The organism is Bradyrhizobium sp. S3.3.6 (assembly GCF_040546905.1).
In the GTDB taxonomy this organism is placed as follows: Bacteria; Pseudomonadota; Alphaproteobacteria; order Rhizobiales; family Xanthobacteraceae; genus Bradyrhizobium; species Bradyrhizobium cytisi.
Genome location: NZ_JBEPOT010000016.1, coordinates 1 through 13728, shown reverse-complemented (window position 1 = coordinate 13728; position 13728 = coordinate 1). Strand labels below are relative to the sequence as shown.

The 13728-nt window shown below is 64.4% G+C and carries 14 protein-coding genes; 3 read left to right on the top strand and 11 right to left on the bottom strand.

The window, feature by feature from the left end; genetic code table 11:
• Window positions 1-25 precede the first annotated feature (25 nt).
• Window positions 26-244: a hypothetical protein gene (locus ABID59_RS32920; protein ID WP_354033051.1), complete on the top strand. Its 219-nt coding sequence runs from the start codon at window positions 26-28 to the stop codon at window positions 242-244.
• Window positions 241-417: a hypothetical protein gene (locus ABID59_RS32915; RefSeq protein WP_354086120.1), complete on the top strand. Its 177-nt coding sequence runs from the start codon at window positions 241-243 to the stop codon at window positions 415-417. The genes ABID59_RS32920 and ABID59_RS32915 overlap by 4 nt, the downstream gene beginning before the upstream one ends.
• Before the next feature lie 81 nt (window positions 418-498).
• Here ABID59_RS32915 and ABID59_RS32910 read toward each other — a convergent pair whose 3' ends face one another.
• The 11 genes from ABID59_RS32910 to ABID59_RS32860 all read right to left on the bottom strand — a co-directional run bounded on the left by ABID59_RS32910 (window position 499) and on the right by ABID59_RS32860 (window position 11747).
• Window positions 499-834, bottom strand: a complete 336-nt coding sequence (locus ABID59_RS32910) for a hypothetical protein (RefSeq protein WP_354086119.1) — start codon at window positions 832-834, stop codon at window positions 499-501.
• A gap of 87 nt (window positions 835-921) precedes the next feature.
• A complete protein-coding gene (locus ABID59_RS32905; RefSeq protein ID WP_148754811.1) occupies window positions 922-1413 on the bottom strand; it encodes an Hsp20/alpha crystallin family protein in 492 nt (163 codons plus the stop codon).
• Window positions 1414-1487: 74 nt separating this feature from the next.
• The gene (locus ABID59_RS32900; protein ID WP_354086118.1) at window positions 1488-1949 is read right to left on the bottom strand and encodes an Hsp20 family protein; all 462 of its coding nucleotides are present in this window, start codon (window positions 1947-1949) and stop codon (window positions 1488-1490) included.
• 245 nt (window positions 1950-2194) lie between these two features.
• Window positions 2195-3685 (bottom strand): amidase, encoded by a 1491-nt coding sequence (locus ABID59_RS32895; RefSeq protein WP_354086117.1) that lies wholly within the window; start codon window positions 3683-3685, stop codon window positions 2195-2197.
• 15 nt (window positions 3686-3700) lie between these two features.
• Complete coding sequence (locus ABID59_RS32890) at window positions 3701-4498, bottom strand: FAD binding domain-containing protein (RefSeq protein ID WP_354086116.1); 798 nt, start codon at window positions 4496-4498, stop codon at window positions 3701-3703.
• A 14-nt stretch (window positions 4499-4512) separates the two neighbouring features.
• Entirely contained in the window at window positions 4513-6900 is a 2388-nt protein-coding gene (locus tag ABID59_RS32885; protein ID WP_354086115.1) for a xanthine dehydrogenase family protein molybdopterin-binding subunit, read from the bottom strand.
• Between the two features lie 2 nt (window positions 6901-6902).
• The gene (locus ABID59_RS32880; protein ID WP_354086114.1) at window positions 6903-7394 is read right to left on the bottom strand and encodes a (2Fe-2S)-binding protein; all 492 of its coding nucleotides are present in this window, start codon (window positions 7392-7394) and stop codon (window positions 6903-6905) included.
• Between the two features lie 19 nt (window positions 7395-7413).
• Window positions 7414-8520 carry an ABC transporter ATP-binding protein gene (locus tag ABID59_RS32875; protein WP_354086113.1) on the bottom strand — a complete coding sequence of 369 codons (1107 nt, stop codon included), beginning with the start codon at window positions 8518-8520 and terminating at the stop codon, window positions 7414-7416.
• Window positions 8521-8527: 7 nt separating this feature from the next.
• The gene (locus ABID59_RS32870; RefSeq protein WP_148754818.1) at window positions 8528-9418 is read right to left on the bottom strand and encodes an ABC transporter permease; all 891 of its coding nucleotides are present in this window, start codon (window positions 9416-9418) and stop codon (window positions 8528-8530) included.
• Window positions 9415-10305, bottom strand: a complete 891-nt coding sequence (locus tag ABID59_RS32865; protein WP_354033060.1) for an ABC transporter permease — start codon at window positions 10303-10305, stop codon at window positions 9415-9417. Before ABID59_RS32865 ends, ABID59_RS32870 begins: the two co-directional genes overlap by 4 nt.
• An 80-nt stretch (window positions 10306-10385) precedes the next feature.
• A complete protein-coding gene (locus tag ABID59_RS32860; protein ID WP_148754820.1) occupies window positions 10386-11747 on the bottom strand; it encodes an ABC transporter substrate-binding protein in 1362 nt (453 codons plus the stop codon).
• 264 nt (window positions 11748-12011) lie between these two features.
• On the opposite strand from ABID59_RS32860, the gene ABID59_RS32855 reads away from it, so the two are divergent.
• Window positions 12012-13484, top strand: a complete 1473-nt coding sequence (locus ABID59_RS32855; RefSeq protein ID WP_354086112.1) for a glycosyl hydrolase family 79 N-terminal domain-containing protein — start codon at window positions 12012-12014, stop codon at window positions 13482-13484.
• Window positions 13485-13728 lie beyond the last annotated feature (244 nt).

Below are 13728 nucleotides of genomic sequence, written 5' to 3'. Positions count from 1 at the left end.
GGACCCAATGCGACCGTCGGAGACGATGATGCTCAACGAATCTCTGCCTCAAATTCGCGTGCACAGGAATAACATCCACCGTTATCGGCGACTGCTGAAGACCAGGCTGACAGAGATAGAACGCCAGTACATCGAGAGACGCCTGGCAGAAGAGCAGTCAGCCCTTGATAGCCTCGCCGCCGCGGCCTTTCCGGTTTCCATCTTCGCCTCGAAGGCACCGATCGATACGGGAGCGGCGCAATGAACGTCGCCCGGGACCTGCTCATTCGAGGCAGCGAGAAGGTGATCGGGCACGACGAACTTCTTCCTGCCAGCGCGAAGACCGAGCATGAGCGCGAACTCTATCGGCAACGGATAGAGCGCGAGCGGCGGTTGATCAGGGATTTCCAGGGCGAGCTCGATCGCCGGACGGCATGAGCTGTCCGGTGGTGAGGCTCCGCCGTCGGCGGTTGCTGAAGGTCAGGTCTCCGGCAATCGACTTAGCGAACGAGGCGGGCATCATGCGCCGTGCCGCTCTGCGGCGGCCCAAGGCCGCCGTAGACGCATCGGGACACCGCCGCCACGCGGCGGGTCGTCGTCGTCATTGTCGCTGTCGAGCCGGCGCAGGGCCGCGAGAATATCGGCGAGCCGGACGGTGTGGCTCATGCCGGGGACTTCGCGCAAGGCCGGACAGGATTCGACCGCGTACATATCGGACGCCCAGGACGACAGTATGATCCGTTTCTCCGGTGCAGATAGCTCTTCTGCGTTCAGGACATCAGCGGGCGAGCCGTAGTGCGCCGCCGGGTGAAACAGTAGGTTGAGATTGTCCGAATTCGTGTTCACGTTGGTCATCGGTTGTGCCTCCCTTTACGCTCCTTTCGAAGGGATGGTAGGTTGATGATGGGATGGCGGCGGGCACCGCCGCCATCCGCGTTCAAGCTAATGCGTGTTGATCGCGATACGCTTGATGCCTTCCCGCGCCTTCTCGGATTTGGGCAACGAGACGGTCAGGACGCCGTTCTTGAACGACGCCTCGGCCTTGTCTTCCTCGACGTCTTCGAGCGGGACTTGCCGCTCGAAGGCGCCGTAGTAACGCTCGGTGAAGTACCTGCCTTCGCCGTTGCGCTCGGCCTTCTTCTCGCCACGGAGAGTGAGGACGCCGTGGGCGATTTCGACCTCGACGTCCTTCTCCGTCAGTCCCGGAAGTTCGGCCGTGACGGTCAGCATATTGTCGGTCTCGCTGAGTTCGACCTTGGGCCAGCCGAAACGGCCTTCCATAATGGGCGACAGGTTGCTCCCGGCAAAACCGCGAAACACGTCGTCAAACAGACGGTTCATCTCGCGATGAAGCGTCAGGAACGGATCGAAGCTGTCGCGGACCGGCGCAAGCTCCTGGCTCTTTGACCAGGGAATGAGATCACGAAAAGCCATGGTTCTCTCCTTCATGCATCTGGGAGCGCGGCGCGCATCTGAGCGCCGCGTTCCGCCAATCCCTCGACCGCGCGTTAGGCTGCTTCCTTCTGCTCGATCTGAGATGCAGGAGGGGCCGCACCCGCGATCTGGATCCGGCGCGGCCTCATGGCTTCGGGGACCTCACGGACCAGATCGACGATCAAGAGGCCGTCCTGGAAAGACGCCTGCTTCACCTGGACGTAGTCGGCGAGGTTGAACACGCGCCGGAATGGACGCGCAGCGATGCCGTGATAGAGATATTCGCGCGCAGCGTCGTCGGGCTTCCGACCTTCGATTGTGAGCGCGTTCTGTTCGGCCGTCACTGTGATGTCGTTGACGCCGAAGCCGGCCACGGCGAGGCTGATCCGGTAGTGGTCTTCGCCGGACCGCTCGATGTTATAAGGGGGGTAGTTGTCCTCGGTCGTCTGGCGCAGCGTGCTGTCGACGAGGTCGGCTAGGTGATCGAAGCCGATGGTGGAGCGCCACAGGGGCGCGAAGTCAAAGCTGGTCCTCATAACCAAGTCCTCCAAAGAGCAAGATGGATACGAAGGAACGCGGGACAGGGTTTTCAGACGGGATCCGAAGACACCGGCCCAGCGCCCGCGCCGGGCCCTCTCGGGCACCCGGCACACCGCTCTCGCGGCGAAAAATGACTTAGAAGAAGGGATGTCGGTTTCAAGAGGGCGGTCGAAAAAATTTCGAGCGCGCGGGGGGACGTGCTGGCAAGACGACGGCCGGTCAGTTCCAGGCCGGATTTGCCTCAAGCCTTCGCGTGGGCACGGTCCGGTTCGCGCAAGGCCAGCGGGGGCCAGAACTTAGCCCAAGGCTGCGCCGCCTCGAACGCCGCCGCAATGCGGAAGATGGTTGGCTCGTCGAGCCATGGCGCAACGATCTGAAGGCCGATCGGCAAACCGTCGCGATCGAAGCCGCAGGGTAGCGTCGCCGCCGGAAGACCAGCAAGATTGATCGGCCAGGTAAAGGGCGACCAGCCGAGATGCGGATCGATCTTGCTGCCGTCGATCGTGTCGACGCCGATCCGGCCGGCCTCGAATGCGGTCACCGCGACCGTCGGAGTCACCAGCGCATCGACGCGCTCGAACAATTTCAAGAACGCATTGCGGGCCTGGCCGCGCCGGTAGCTGGCTTCGATATAATCCGTGCCGCTGTAGTGGCGGCCGGCGCTGACGACGTCGCGATAGTCAGCTTCGGAGCTGGCGAGATCGGCCGTGCTTCTGGTCGCCACCGCCGCCGCCTGCTCGGTGAAGGCGATCGGCTTCAGCGTGTGCTCGAGAATGCCAGGGTCGAGACCCGGGCCATCCATGGTGACCTGCGCGCCGCAGGAATCGAGAATGGCAAGCGCCTTGCCGAACGCCGCGCGGACGTCAGCGTTGATCGGGGCGTAGCCGAGATCGGCGCTCGCACCGATGCGGAGGCCGTTCAATGAGGCCGCGTTCGTATCGAAGCAGCGCGGCGACACCGGCAGGCTCGCGGGATCGCGTGGATCGTAAGCAGCGATGATCTCCAGCACCAGCGCGGCATCCGCGACCGTCCGCGTGATCGGGCCGGTGTGCGCGAGCGAGGCCCAGGACGGCGGCGAGAAGCCGGGCGAGCGCGGCACCAGGCCGAAGGTCGGCTTCAGCCCGAACACGCCGCAGAACGATGACGGTACGCGGATCGAGCCGACGCCATCGGTGCCGATCGCGATCGGGCCGCAGCCCGCGGCCACACCCGCAGCCGCGCCACCGCTCGAGCCGCCGCTGGTTCGGCCGGGATTCCAGGGGTTGCGCGTGGTGCCGGTGACGGGGCTGTCCGCCGTCAGCTTGTAGCCGGACTCGCAAGTCGTGGTCTTGCAGGTGATGATCGCGCCGGACGCTTTCAGCGCCGACACCACGGCAGCATCGACATCGGGTACGAACGCCTTGTTCATCGGTGAGCCGGCATAGGCCGGCACGCCCGCGACAAACACGAGATCCTTGATCGTGACAGGCACGCCGGCGAGCGATCCCTTCGCCTCGCCCGCGCGCATCTCCCTGGTGAGACGGTCGGCCTCCGTCCTCGCCTGCTCGTACATCGGTGTCACCACCGCATTGCAGGCTTCATTCGTGGCTTCGAGCGCGGCAATGGTGTCGTCGACGACATCGCGCGGGGTGAACGCCTTGCGGCGGTAGCCGGCCATGATCTCGTTAGCAGAAAGCGCGCCAAGGCCAGTCGGCGCCGGCGGGGAGGCCGCTCGGCCGGAACCATCAGTCATCATCAACCCTAAGAGCTAGCTGAGCGCCGCGTCGACGGCGCGCTTGGCCATCACCGTGACGAGATGCGCACGGTAATCGGCTTCGGCGTGGATATCGGAGGTGAGACCGTCGTTGTCGATCTTGATCGCCGCAATTGCGGACGGATCAAAATTCTCCGACAGCGCCACCTCCATCGGCGGCACGCGGAACACGCCGGGACCCGCGCCGGTTACGGCGACGCGGACACCATCGGCGAATTTCGCGACGAATACGCCGACCAGCGCATAACGCGACGCCGGCGCCTTGAACTTCGAGTAACCTGCCTTGAGCGGCACGGGAAAACGGATCGCAGTGATGATCTCGCCTACTTCGAGCGCAGTCTCGAACAGGCCGAGGAAGAACTTGTCGGCTGCGATCTCGCGCGTGCTGGAGACGATGGTGGCGCCGAGACCGAGCACGCCGGCCGGATAATCCGCCGCAGGATCATTGTTGGCGACCGAGCCGCCAATTGTGCCGCGGTTGCGTACGGCGGGATCGCCGATCATCGAGGCCAGTGCCGCGAGCCCGGGGATTTTCGTCTGCACAAGCCTGGAGGCAGCCACCACGGCATGCGGCGTCATCGCGCCGATGGTGATGGTGGCGCCGTCGTCGGTGATGCCTTTGAGAGACCCGAGCTTTGACAGATCGACCAATGCGACGGGGCTCGCCAGCCGCTGCTTTATCGTCGGGATCAGCGTCATGCCGCCGGCGACGAGCTTGCTGTCCTCGATCGAGGTCAGCAGCTTGGCTGCATCCGGGATTTGGCCGGGCTGGTGATAGGCAAATGGTTTCATTGTTGATGTCCTCCCTATTCCGCGGCGACCGGCAGCGACGCGTTTTGCAGCAGGCGCCAGATCCGGTTCGGCGTTGCCGGCATGTCGACATGGGTGACGCCGAGATGCGCGAGCGCGTCGACCACCGCGTTGATGACGGCGGCCGGCGAGCCGATGGTGCCGACCTCGCCGCAGCCCTTCACGCCCATCGGGGTGTGCGTGCAGAGCGTGGAATGGGTCGCAACCTTCATCATCGGCATGTGATCGGCTCGCGGCATGCAGTAGTCCATCAACGAGCCCGACAGCAGCTGGCCCGAGCCTTCGTCGTAGACCGCGTTCTCGAACAACGCCTGGCCGACGCCCTGCACGATGCCGCCGTGCAACTGGCCCTCGACGATCATCGGATTGATGACCGTGCCGACGTCGTCGACCGCGGTGTAATTGACCAGCGTCACCGTGCCCGTCTCCGGATCGACCTCGACCTCGGCGATGTGGCAGCCGCCGGGATAGGTGAAGTTGACGGGGTCGTAATAGGCCTGCTCTTCCAGCCCCGGCTCCAGCACCTCGAGCGGATAGTTGTGAGGCACATAAGCGGCGCCCGCGATCTCCTCGAACGACTTGATGCGGTCCGTACCCGCGACTGAGAAGTTTCCGGCCTCGAACTGGATATCGACTTCAGCGGCCTCCAGCAGATGCGCCGCGATCTTCTTGCCCTTGGCGATCACCTTGTCGGTCGCCTTCGACAACGCTGCTCCGCCCACCACGAGGGAACGCGAGCCATAGGTGCCCATGCCGAACTGCACGCGATCGGTATCGCCGAACACGATGTCGACATTCTCAAAGGACACGCCAAGCTTTTCCGAGACGATCTGCGCAAACGTCGTCTCGTGGCCCTGGCCGTGATTGTGCGTACCGATCATGACCGTGACCTGGCCGGTCGGATGCACGCGCACCGTGGCGCTCTCGTAGAGACCGCCGCGTGCGCCGAGCCTTCCTGCGAAGCGCGACGGCGCAAGGCCGCACGCCTCGACATAGGTGGAATAGCCGAGCCCGCGGAATTTGCCCTTGCTGGCAGACGCTGCCTTGCGCACGCCGAAATTCTTGACGTCGGCGGCGACGAGCGCGCCGTCGAGGCATCCCATCGGATCGCCGGAATCGTACTGCACCAGCACCGGCGTCTGATACGGATAGGCCTCCTTCGGGATCATGTTGCGCCGGCGAATCTCGACGCGGTCGATGCCCATCTCGCTGGCTGCGACATCGACGATGCGCTCCAGCACGAAGGTCGCCTCGGGCCGGCCCGCGCCGCGGTAGGCATCGACCGGCACGGTGTTGGTGAAGACCACCTTCACGTTGCAGTAAATTGCGGGCGTGGTGTAGACGCCGCCGAGCAGCGGACCATAGAGATTGGTCGGGATGTTCGGTCCGAAAGTCGAGAGATAACCGCCCATATTGGCGAGCGTATTGACGCGGAACGCCAGGAACTTTCCGTGTTCATCCAGCGCCAGCTCGGCCTCGGTGACGTGATCGCGGCCGTGACGATCGGAGACGTAGCCTTCCGAGCGGCTTGCGACCCATTTGATCGGCCGCATCACGCGCTTGGCGGCCCAGGTGATCACGGCCTCCTCGCCGTAGTGGAATTGCTTGACGCCAAAGCCGCCGCCGACATCGGGTGCGACGACGCGCAGCTTGTGCTGCGGGATGTTCAGCACCAGCGCGCCCATCAGGAAGCGCACGACGTGCGGGAACTGGCTGGTGGTCCACAGTGTGAAGCGATCGGTGCCCGGCTCGTATTCGGCGATCGCCGCGCGCGGCTCCATCGGGTTGCCGATCAGGCGGTTGTTGACGAGGCTGAGCTTGGCGACATGCGCAGCCTTGCGGAACGCGGTTTCGACCGCGGCCTTGTCACCGAGCTCCCAGTCGCAGCAGATGTTGTTCGGCACGTCGTCGAACAGTTGCGGCGCGCCGGGCCTGACGGCTTCGAGCACGCCGACCACGGAGGGCAGCACCTCGTAATCGACCGTCAGCAGCTCGGCCGCGGCATTGGCCTGCCCCGGCGTCTCGGCGATGACGAAGGCCACCATGTCGCCGACGAAGCGCACCTTGCCCTGCGCCAGCATCGGGAATGGCGGCTCCTTCATCGGCACGCCCTTGGCGTCCGAGATGCCCCAGCCGCAGGGCAGAGAGCCGAGGCTGTCGGCCTTGACGTCGTCGCCGGTCAGAACGGCGATGACGCCGGGCGACGCCAGCGCCGCGCTCTTGTCGATGCCCCGCAACACGGCATGGCCATGCGGAGAACGCACGAACACGCCGGCCGTCATGGCCGGACGCTTGATGTCGGAGACGTAATTGCCGCGGCCGGTGAGGAAGCGCTGGTCTTCCTTCCGCTTCGGTGAGGCGCCGATGCCGATCACATTGCCCATGGTCACTCTCCCTTGGCGGCGTTCATGGCGGCGGCGCCGGCCAACACCGAGATGACGATGTTCTGGTAGCCGGTGCAGCGGCAGATATTGCCTTCGAGGCCATGGCGGACATCGGCCTCGGTCAGATCCGGTTTCCCGGTGGCGAGCGCGATCGCCGTCATCAGCATGCCGGGCGTGCAGAAGCCGCATTGCAGGCCGTGATGCTCGCGAAACGCCTCCTGCATTGGATGCATCTGGTTCGAGCCGGGCGCTCCTTGCAGACCTTCGATGGTGAGCAGCGTCGCGCCATCGAGCGCAGGCGCCAACAGCGTGCAGCTCTTCACGGGCAGGCCATCGAGATGGACGACGCAGGCGCCGCACTGGCTGGTGTCGCAGCCGATATGGGTGCCGGTGAGATTGAGCTGCTCGCGCAAGAGCTCGGCGACAAGCGTCGCCGGTTCGACGTCCACGGTGGTGGGCCGGCCGTTGAGTGTGAAGGATATCTGCAAGGTCATGCTCCTGCGCGACGGGTCTTTAGGCGAGTGGAAGCGCGCTGCCGGTGGCCCATGTGGCCATGACGACGTCGCCGACGGTGAAGGGATCTGCGAAGAAGGTCTTTTCCGGCACATAGGCGACGAACTCGTCGTCCGGCACGGTGTCGAGCATGACCTTGACGAAATAGCCCTGGTACTCGATCGCGAGCACCCGGCTCGGCAGCGAAGTGGTGCAGCCCGGCGGCAGATCCCTGCCCGGCCTGACCAGCGCGACGTCGTCGCGGCGCACGGCGATATCGACCTTGTCGCCGACGCTGACGGCCGGGCGCGCCTGAAGCGGCACCTCGATGCCATCAGGCGCGGCCTGTGCCAGCGTAAAGCTTGCACCGTTGACCTTTTCGACCCGGCCGGAGAGCACGTTCTGGCCGCCCATGAACTCGGCGACATAACGATCGTGCGGATGGGCGTAGACGTCGCGCGCGGCACCCGCCTGTTTGATCTTGCCCTGCTCCATCACCACCACGAGATCGGCAAGCGCGATCGCCTCGAGCTGGGTGTGGGTGACGTGGATGAAGGTGATGCCGAGCTCCTGCTGCATCCGCCGCAATTCCTGGCGCATCTGCACGCGGAGCTGCTCGTCGAGCGCCGACAGCGGCTCGTCGAGCAGCAGCACGCGCGGCTCGGTGATCGCGGCGCGCGCCAACGCCACGCGCTGCTGCTGGCCGCCGGAGAGCTGCGCCGGCAGGCGATCTGCGAATTGCGTCAGCCGCACCTTCTCGATCATGGCGTCGGCGGCACGCAGGCGGTCGGTTTTGGACTGGCCTCGCACGCGCAACGCAAAAGCGATGTTCTCGCGGACCGTCAAATGCGGGAACAGCGCGTAGGACTGGAACATCATTGCGGTGCGCCGCTGCACCGGCGCGAGGCCGACGACGTTCTGGCCGCCAATCACGATCTCGCCCGCGGTCGGGTCCTCGTGGCCCGCGATCATGCGCAGGATCGTGGTCTTGCCGCAGCCGGAGGGACCGATGAAGCAGCAATAGGCGCCGTCTGCGATCCTGAGATTGACGCCGTCGACCACGTTGGTCACGCCGTCAAAGCTCTTGCAGACGCCTGCCAGTTCAATATCGCCGCGATCGTTCTTCATTCCCAAATCAACCCTTTGCACTGCTACCGCGCCTCTTTTGAATCAGCACGATGCTGCCGAGGCTCGCACCGATGACGATAAAGGAGACGATGGTCGTCACCGTGCCCAGCGCATAAAGCGAGGGCGAGGTGACGTTCAATGTCATGCTCCAGATCTCCAATGGCAGCGTGTTGAGCGAGCCCGCGGTCTGGAGGCTGCGCGCGAACTCGTCGTAGGAGAGCGTGAACCCGAACAGCGCGACCGCGACGAGGCCGGGCGCCAATACCGGGATCATCACCAGCCGGATCGACTGCCAGCGGCTGGCCCCGAGATCGTAAGCCGCCTCCTCCCAGACGTGATCGAAGCGCGACATCACCGCGAACATCACCAGCACGCCGAACGGCAGCGTCCAGGACAGCTGCGCACCGAGCGCCGAGGTGTACCAGCTCGCATTCAGCCCGAGCGCCTGGAACAGCAGACCGGTGCCGAGGCCGAGCACCAGGCCGGGGGCCACCAGGCTGCCGATCATCATGTAGAAGACAAAGGTGTCGCCGCGAAAGCGCTTGCGGAAGCCGAGCCCGGCGAGAAACGAGACCACCACCGTGATGACAGTGACGATGACGGCGAGCTTGATCGAGCGGTCGAACGAGCCCTTGACGTCACCGGTCCGGACCTGAGTGAAGAGGTCGACAAACCAGTGCAGCGAATGGCCCTTCATCGGAAACACGAGGCCGCCGCGAATGTCCTGGAACGACAGGACATAGATGCAGAACATCGGGCCGTAGAGCGCGATCACGTAGAGCCCGAACAGCGTCGCCAGCACGTAGAACGTCCAGGGACGCCCGCCCTTGCTCGGCGCGATCGCCTTGGTCGTCGCGGGTGCGACCCTCTCGGGCATGTCGGCGAGAACAGCGCTCATCGCGTGATCTCCTGCCTGATATCGACGGTGCGCAGGATCAGCGAGACGATCGCGACCAGCACCAGCGTCAGCAGCACGGCGCTCGCCGCCGCGGTCGGATATTGCAGCACGCCAACATCCTCGTAGAAGGCGCTGACCACCGAGGCCGAGCCGCCGCCGGACATCACCTTGACCACGAAGAAGTCGCCCATCACGATTGACACCACGAAGATGGTGCCGAGCGCGATGCCGCTCTTGGACATCGGCACGACGATCAGGCGCATGATGTCGAAACGGCTGGCGCCGGCATCGATCGCGGCCTCGATCAGCTTCTTGTCGATCCGCGCCATGGAATTGAAGATCGGCACGATCATGAAGATCGTGAGCTGGTGGACATAGGCAATGACCACCGCGAGATCGGAGAACAGCAGCACCTCCAGCGGCTGATGGATCACGCCCAATGCCAGCAGCGCCTGGTTGATCAGGCCTTCCTTGCCGAGCAGCGGGATCCAGGAAATCATCCGGATGATGTTCGAGGTCCAGAATGGCACCGTGCAGAGCAGGAACAGGCCGATCGCCAGCAACTGGTTGCGGACGTGAAACACCAGGAAGTAGGCGACGAAGAAGCCGATGATCAGGGTGAAGACCCAGGTCAGCACGGTGAACTTGATGGTCGCGAGATACAGCTTCAGCGTCAGCGCCGAATGCAGCACCTCGACATAGCTTGCGAGCGTGAAGCCCGGCGTCAGCCCGCCAAAGCCGTCAGTGGCGAAGAAGCTTGCGGCCAGCACGACCAGGATCGGCGCCACGAAGAACGGCACCAGCACCAGGACCAGCGGCGAGACATAGAGCCAGCCGGCGAGATTGGAACGCGATGGAGCTTGAGCTGAGCTCGAACTTGGCTGCATATCAGCAAATGCCTCGAAGTCGGTCTTGTCGCACCGGCGCGTGACGGCGCCGGTGCTTCTTCAGGTAGGGAAAGCAGGTTTCAGGCCACCTTGAAGTCGTTCCAGCGCTTGTTCATGTAGGCCGCCTCGTCCATCAGCGTGTTCCAGCACGAGATGTTCTTGACGCGGTCGAGGAACGAGCCGCCGTCACGCTTGGTGCCGGCCTTCTCCATCGCAACGCCGTAGGGATCGTTAATCACTTCCGGCGCCGGCTTGCCGTCGTACCAGAAGTCCCATTCGGCAGCGGTCAGGAACTTCTTCGCGGTCGACGGCACCGGACTGTAGTAGCCGTAGCGGCCGACGAAGCCGCCCTGCCAGCCCGAGAGATACCAGTTGAGATATTCATAGGCGGCGTCGAGCTTCTTGCCGGAGAGGTGCTTCATCAGGCCCATGCCATTGCACCAGCCGCGATAGCCTTCCTTGCCGTTCTTGACGTTGACAGGCGCATAGACGCAGGGGATTTCCTTGACGCGGACCGCGGCCACTGCCGGCGACCACATCGACTGGATCACCACTTCGCCTGCGGCCATCAGCTGCACGGACTGGTCGAAAGTGGTCCAGGTCGCGCGGAACTGGCCCTGCTTCTTCAGCTCGATCAGCTTGTTGCAGGTGAAGTCGATCTCCTCCTTGGTCATGTTGCCCTTGTTGCCGTACTTGATCAGTCCGGCACTTTCGAAGCAGAGTGCGGCATCCATGATGCCGATCGCGGGCACGTCGAGGATCGCGGCCTTGCCCTTGAACTTGGGATCGATCAGATCCTTCCATTCGGTCACTTCGTGGCCGACGAGATCGGGGCGGTAACCGATGGAATCGGCGTTGTAGACCTGCGGCAGGAAGGTCGCCCATTCGGTGACGCCGTCGTTCAGATCGGTCGAGTCGGGCTTCGCGATGTACATGGCTTCGTAGGGCGAGATGCCCTGGCGCGGGATCTTGTGGCCGTCGATCTCGCCTTTGGTGAAGATCGGCAGGATGTTGTCGAACTCCTTGATCTTCTTGACCTCAATGCCCTGGATCACGCTGCGCTTGGCGGCGAGCTTGGCCTGCCAGCCCTCGAGATCGGCGATATCGACCGTATTAGGCTGGCTTATGAAGCGGTTGATGGCGGCAGAGGTGTCGAGGTTCTGCATCGTCACCTTGAAGCCGAGATCCTTGGCGGCCTGGTCGCCGATCGCCTTCACCACGGAATAGGAGACGCCGACATGGCGCAGCTCGATGTCCTTGATCTCCTGCGCCCAGATGGTCGGGAATCCGCGGATCGCATCCGATCCTGCGGCTGCGCCCGCAACGGCCGCCGCACCCTTCAAGAGTGTGCGCCGGCTCAGCTTTTTCGTCGACTTGACGTCCGTTCTGGCCCCCGTTCCCGCCGGATCGGAAGTGAACGTCCCCTTAGTCCCGTCAGACATGGCAACCCTCGTTGGTTACAGTGAACGCTCGCACCGATCGCCATTGATCGGCTGCGGATGTGATCATTACGCGCAAGGCTAGGGGCGGAACTTTGCGAAGTAAAATTGGAAGTAAAAATTCGCCGTATAAATGCGGCTAATGGATCAGGCTGCTGCATTTGGTTTTGGCAGCGGCGCATAAGAAGGCGTCAGAACGTGCATACAAGGCGATGGCTTCGATCGGGCGGGCTCGTTGGCGCAACAGGCGCAACAACGATTGCGCTATTGAGTGCCGCAACATTGTGCGCGGCGCGCGCCGGCGATGTGTCCGTTGCGCCGACAAAGCTGAAAGCGATCGGCACGATCGATGCGCGCTTTCAATCCTACAACATCGAGATGACGGAAGTGACCGGCGGGCGGTTCTGGAAGCCCTATCCGCCAACAATGCGCGCGCTTGATGCGCGGGATCGTTACGGCACGCGGCCGCCGATCGATCTTGCCAATGCGCGGCTGCGCAAGCTCGCCGCCGCCTTGGCGCCGGCCTATCTGCGCGTCAGCGGCAGCTGGGCCAATGCGACGTTCTTTGCCGACATGGATCCTGCGCCGGCCAAGCCCCCGCCGGGATTCGATTCCGTGCTCGGCCGCAACCAATGGCGCGGCGTCATCGACTTTGCGCGCGCGGTCGATGCGGAGATCGTGACATCCTTTGCGATCAGTCCGGGCAGCCGCGCGGCGGATGGCGCATGGAAGACCGATCAGGCCGAGCGCCTGATCGACACGACGCGGTCGCTCGGTGGCCACATCGCGGCGGTGGAGTTCATGAACGAGCCAACACTCGCCGCGACGAACGGTGCACCGCCCGGATATGACGCGAAGGCCTATGGCCGCGACTTCAGGACCTTTCGCGAATGGATGCGGCGCCCGGCGCCCGAGACGCTGATCGTGGGTCCGGGTTCGATCGGCGACGCGCCATCGCCATCCGGGTCGGGCCTCACCACGCGCGACCTGCTTGCCGCGTCCGGCCCTGGCCTCGATCGCTTCTCCTATCATCACTACAATACGCTCTCGCCGCGCTGCGGTGGCCGCGACGATCCGGCGCAGGCGCTTTCCGAGCAATGGCTGGCGCGCACCGACGCGACTCTCGCAATCTACAGTGCGCTGCGCGACAGATTCGAGCCGGGCAAGCCGATCTGGCTAACCGAGACCGCGGATGCCGCCTGCGGCGGCAATCGCTGGGACAAGACGTTTCTCGACGCATTCCGCTATCTCGACCAGCTCGGGCGGCTGGCAAGAGCCGGAGTCCAGGTGGTGATGCACAACACGCTGGCCGCCAGCGACTACGGCCTGCTCGACGAAGCGACGTTCCGTCCGCGACCGAACTACTGGGCTGCGCTGCTCTGGCACCGGCTGATGGGAACGATCGTGCTCGACGCGAGCTCGGTCGCAGCGCCGGATCTCCATCTCTATGCGCATTGCCATCCGGGCCTGCGGGGCGCGGTGTCCGTGCTCGCGATCAACGCATCGCGGCATGCATCATTCGCCCTGACGCTGTCGCATCCGGCCGAGCGTTACACGTTGCATGCGACACAGCTGCAAGGCGCGACCGTGCAGCTGAACGGCAAGACGCTCGCGCTGAGTGCCGATGATGAACTGCCCGGGCTTGAGCCGCGCGCAGCATCGGCGGGCGCGATCCGGCTTGCGCCGGCGACCATCACCTTCCTGGTATTTCCAGCAGCCGCGAATCCCGCCTGCCGTTAGCCGCTCTCAGGATCTCAGCGAGTTGCGCGCGGTCTCCGGCGCAATCAAGGTCGCGACGATCGTGATGATCGACAGGGCGATGATGTAGAGCGACACCGGCCAGTACGATCCGGCCCAGGCAAGCAGCGCGGGGGGGGGGGGGGGGGGGGGGGGGGGGGGGGGGCGGGGGGGGCCCCCCCGGGCGCCCCCCACACACCCGCCCGAAGCCCCGCGGCGGGGGGCAGCAGCTGCACGAAAAAACCGG

Coding starts and splice junctions, on each gene's coding strand:
- ABID59_RS32865 (WP_354033060.1), bottom strand. CDS start 10,305: ATGCAGCCAAGTTCGAGCTCAGCTCAAGCTCCATCGCGTTCCAATCTC.
- ABID59_RS32900 (WP_354086118.1), bottom strand. CDS start 1,949: ATGAGGACCAGCTTTGACTTCGCGCCCCTGTGGCGCTCCACCATCGGC.
- ABID59_RS32895 (WP_354086117.1), bottom strand. CDS start 3,685: ATGACTGATGGTTCCGGCCGAGCGGCCTCCCCGCCGGCGCCGACTGGC.
- ABID59_RS32905 (WP_148754811.1), bottom strand. CDS start 1,413: ATGGCTTTTCGTGATCTCATTCCCTGGTCAAAGAGCCAGGAGCTTGCG.
- ABID59_RS32875 (WP_354086113.1), bottom strand. CDS start 8,520: ATGAAGAACGATCGCGGCGATATTGAACTGGCAGGCGTCTGCAAGAGC.
- ABID59_RS32920 (WP_354033051.1), top strand. CDS start 26: ATGATGCTCAACGAATCTCTGCCTCAAATTCGCGTGCACAGGAATAAC.
- ABID59_RS32915 (WP_354086120.1), top strand. CDS start 241: ATGAACGTCGCCCGGGACCTGCTCATTCGAGGCAGCGAGAAGGTGATC.
- ABID59_RS32870 (WP_148754818.1), bottom strand. CDS start 9,418: ATGAGCGCTGTTCTCGCCGACATGCCCGAGAGGGTCGCACCCGCGACG.
- ABID59_RS32890 (WP_354086116.1), bottom strand. CDS start 4,498: ATGAAACCATTTGCCTATCACCAGCCCGGCCAAATCCCGGATGCAGCC.
- ABID59_RS32880 (WP_354086114.1), bottom strand. CDS start 7,394: ATGACCTTGCAGATATCCTTCACACTCAACGGCCGGCCCACCACCGTG.
- ABID59_RS32860 (WP_148754820.1), bottom strand. CDS start 11,747: ATGTCTGACGGGACTAAGGGGACGTTCACTTCCGATCCGGCGGGAACG.
- ABID59_RS32885 (WP_354086115.1), bottom strand. CDS start 6,900: ATGGGCAATGTGATCGGCATCGGCGCCTCACCGAAGCGGAAGGAAGAC.
- ABID59_RS32910 (WP_354086119.1), bottom strand. CDS start 834: ATGACCAACGTGAACACGAATTCGGACAATCTCAACCTACTGTTTCAC.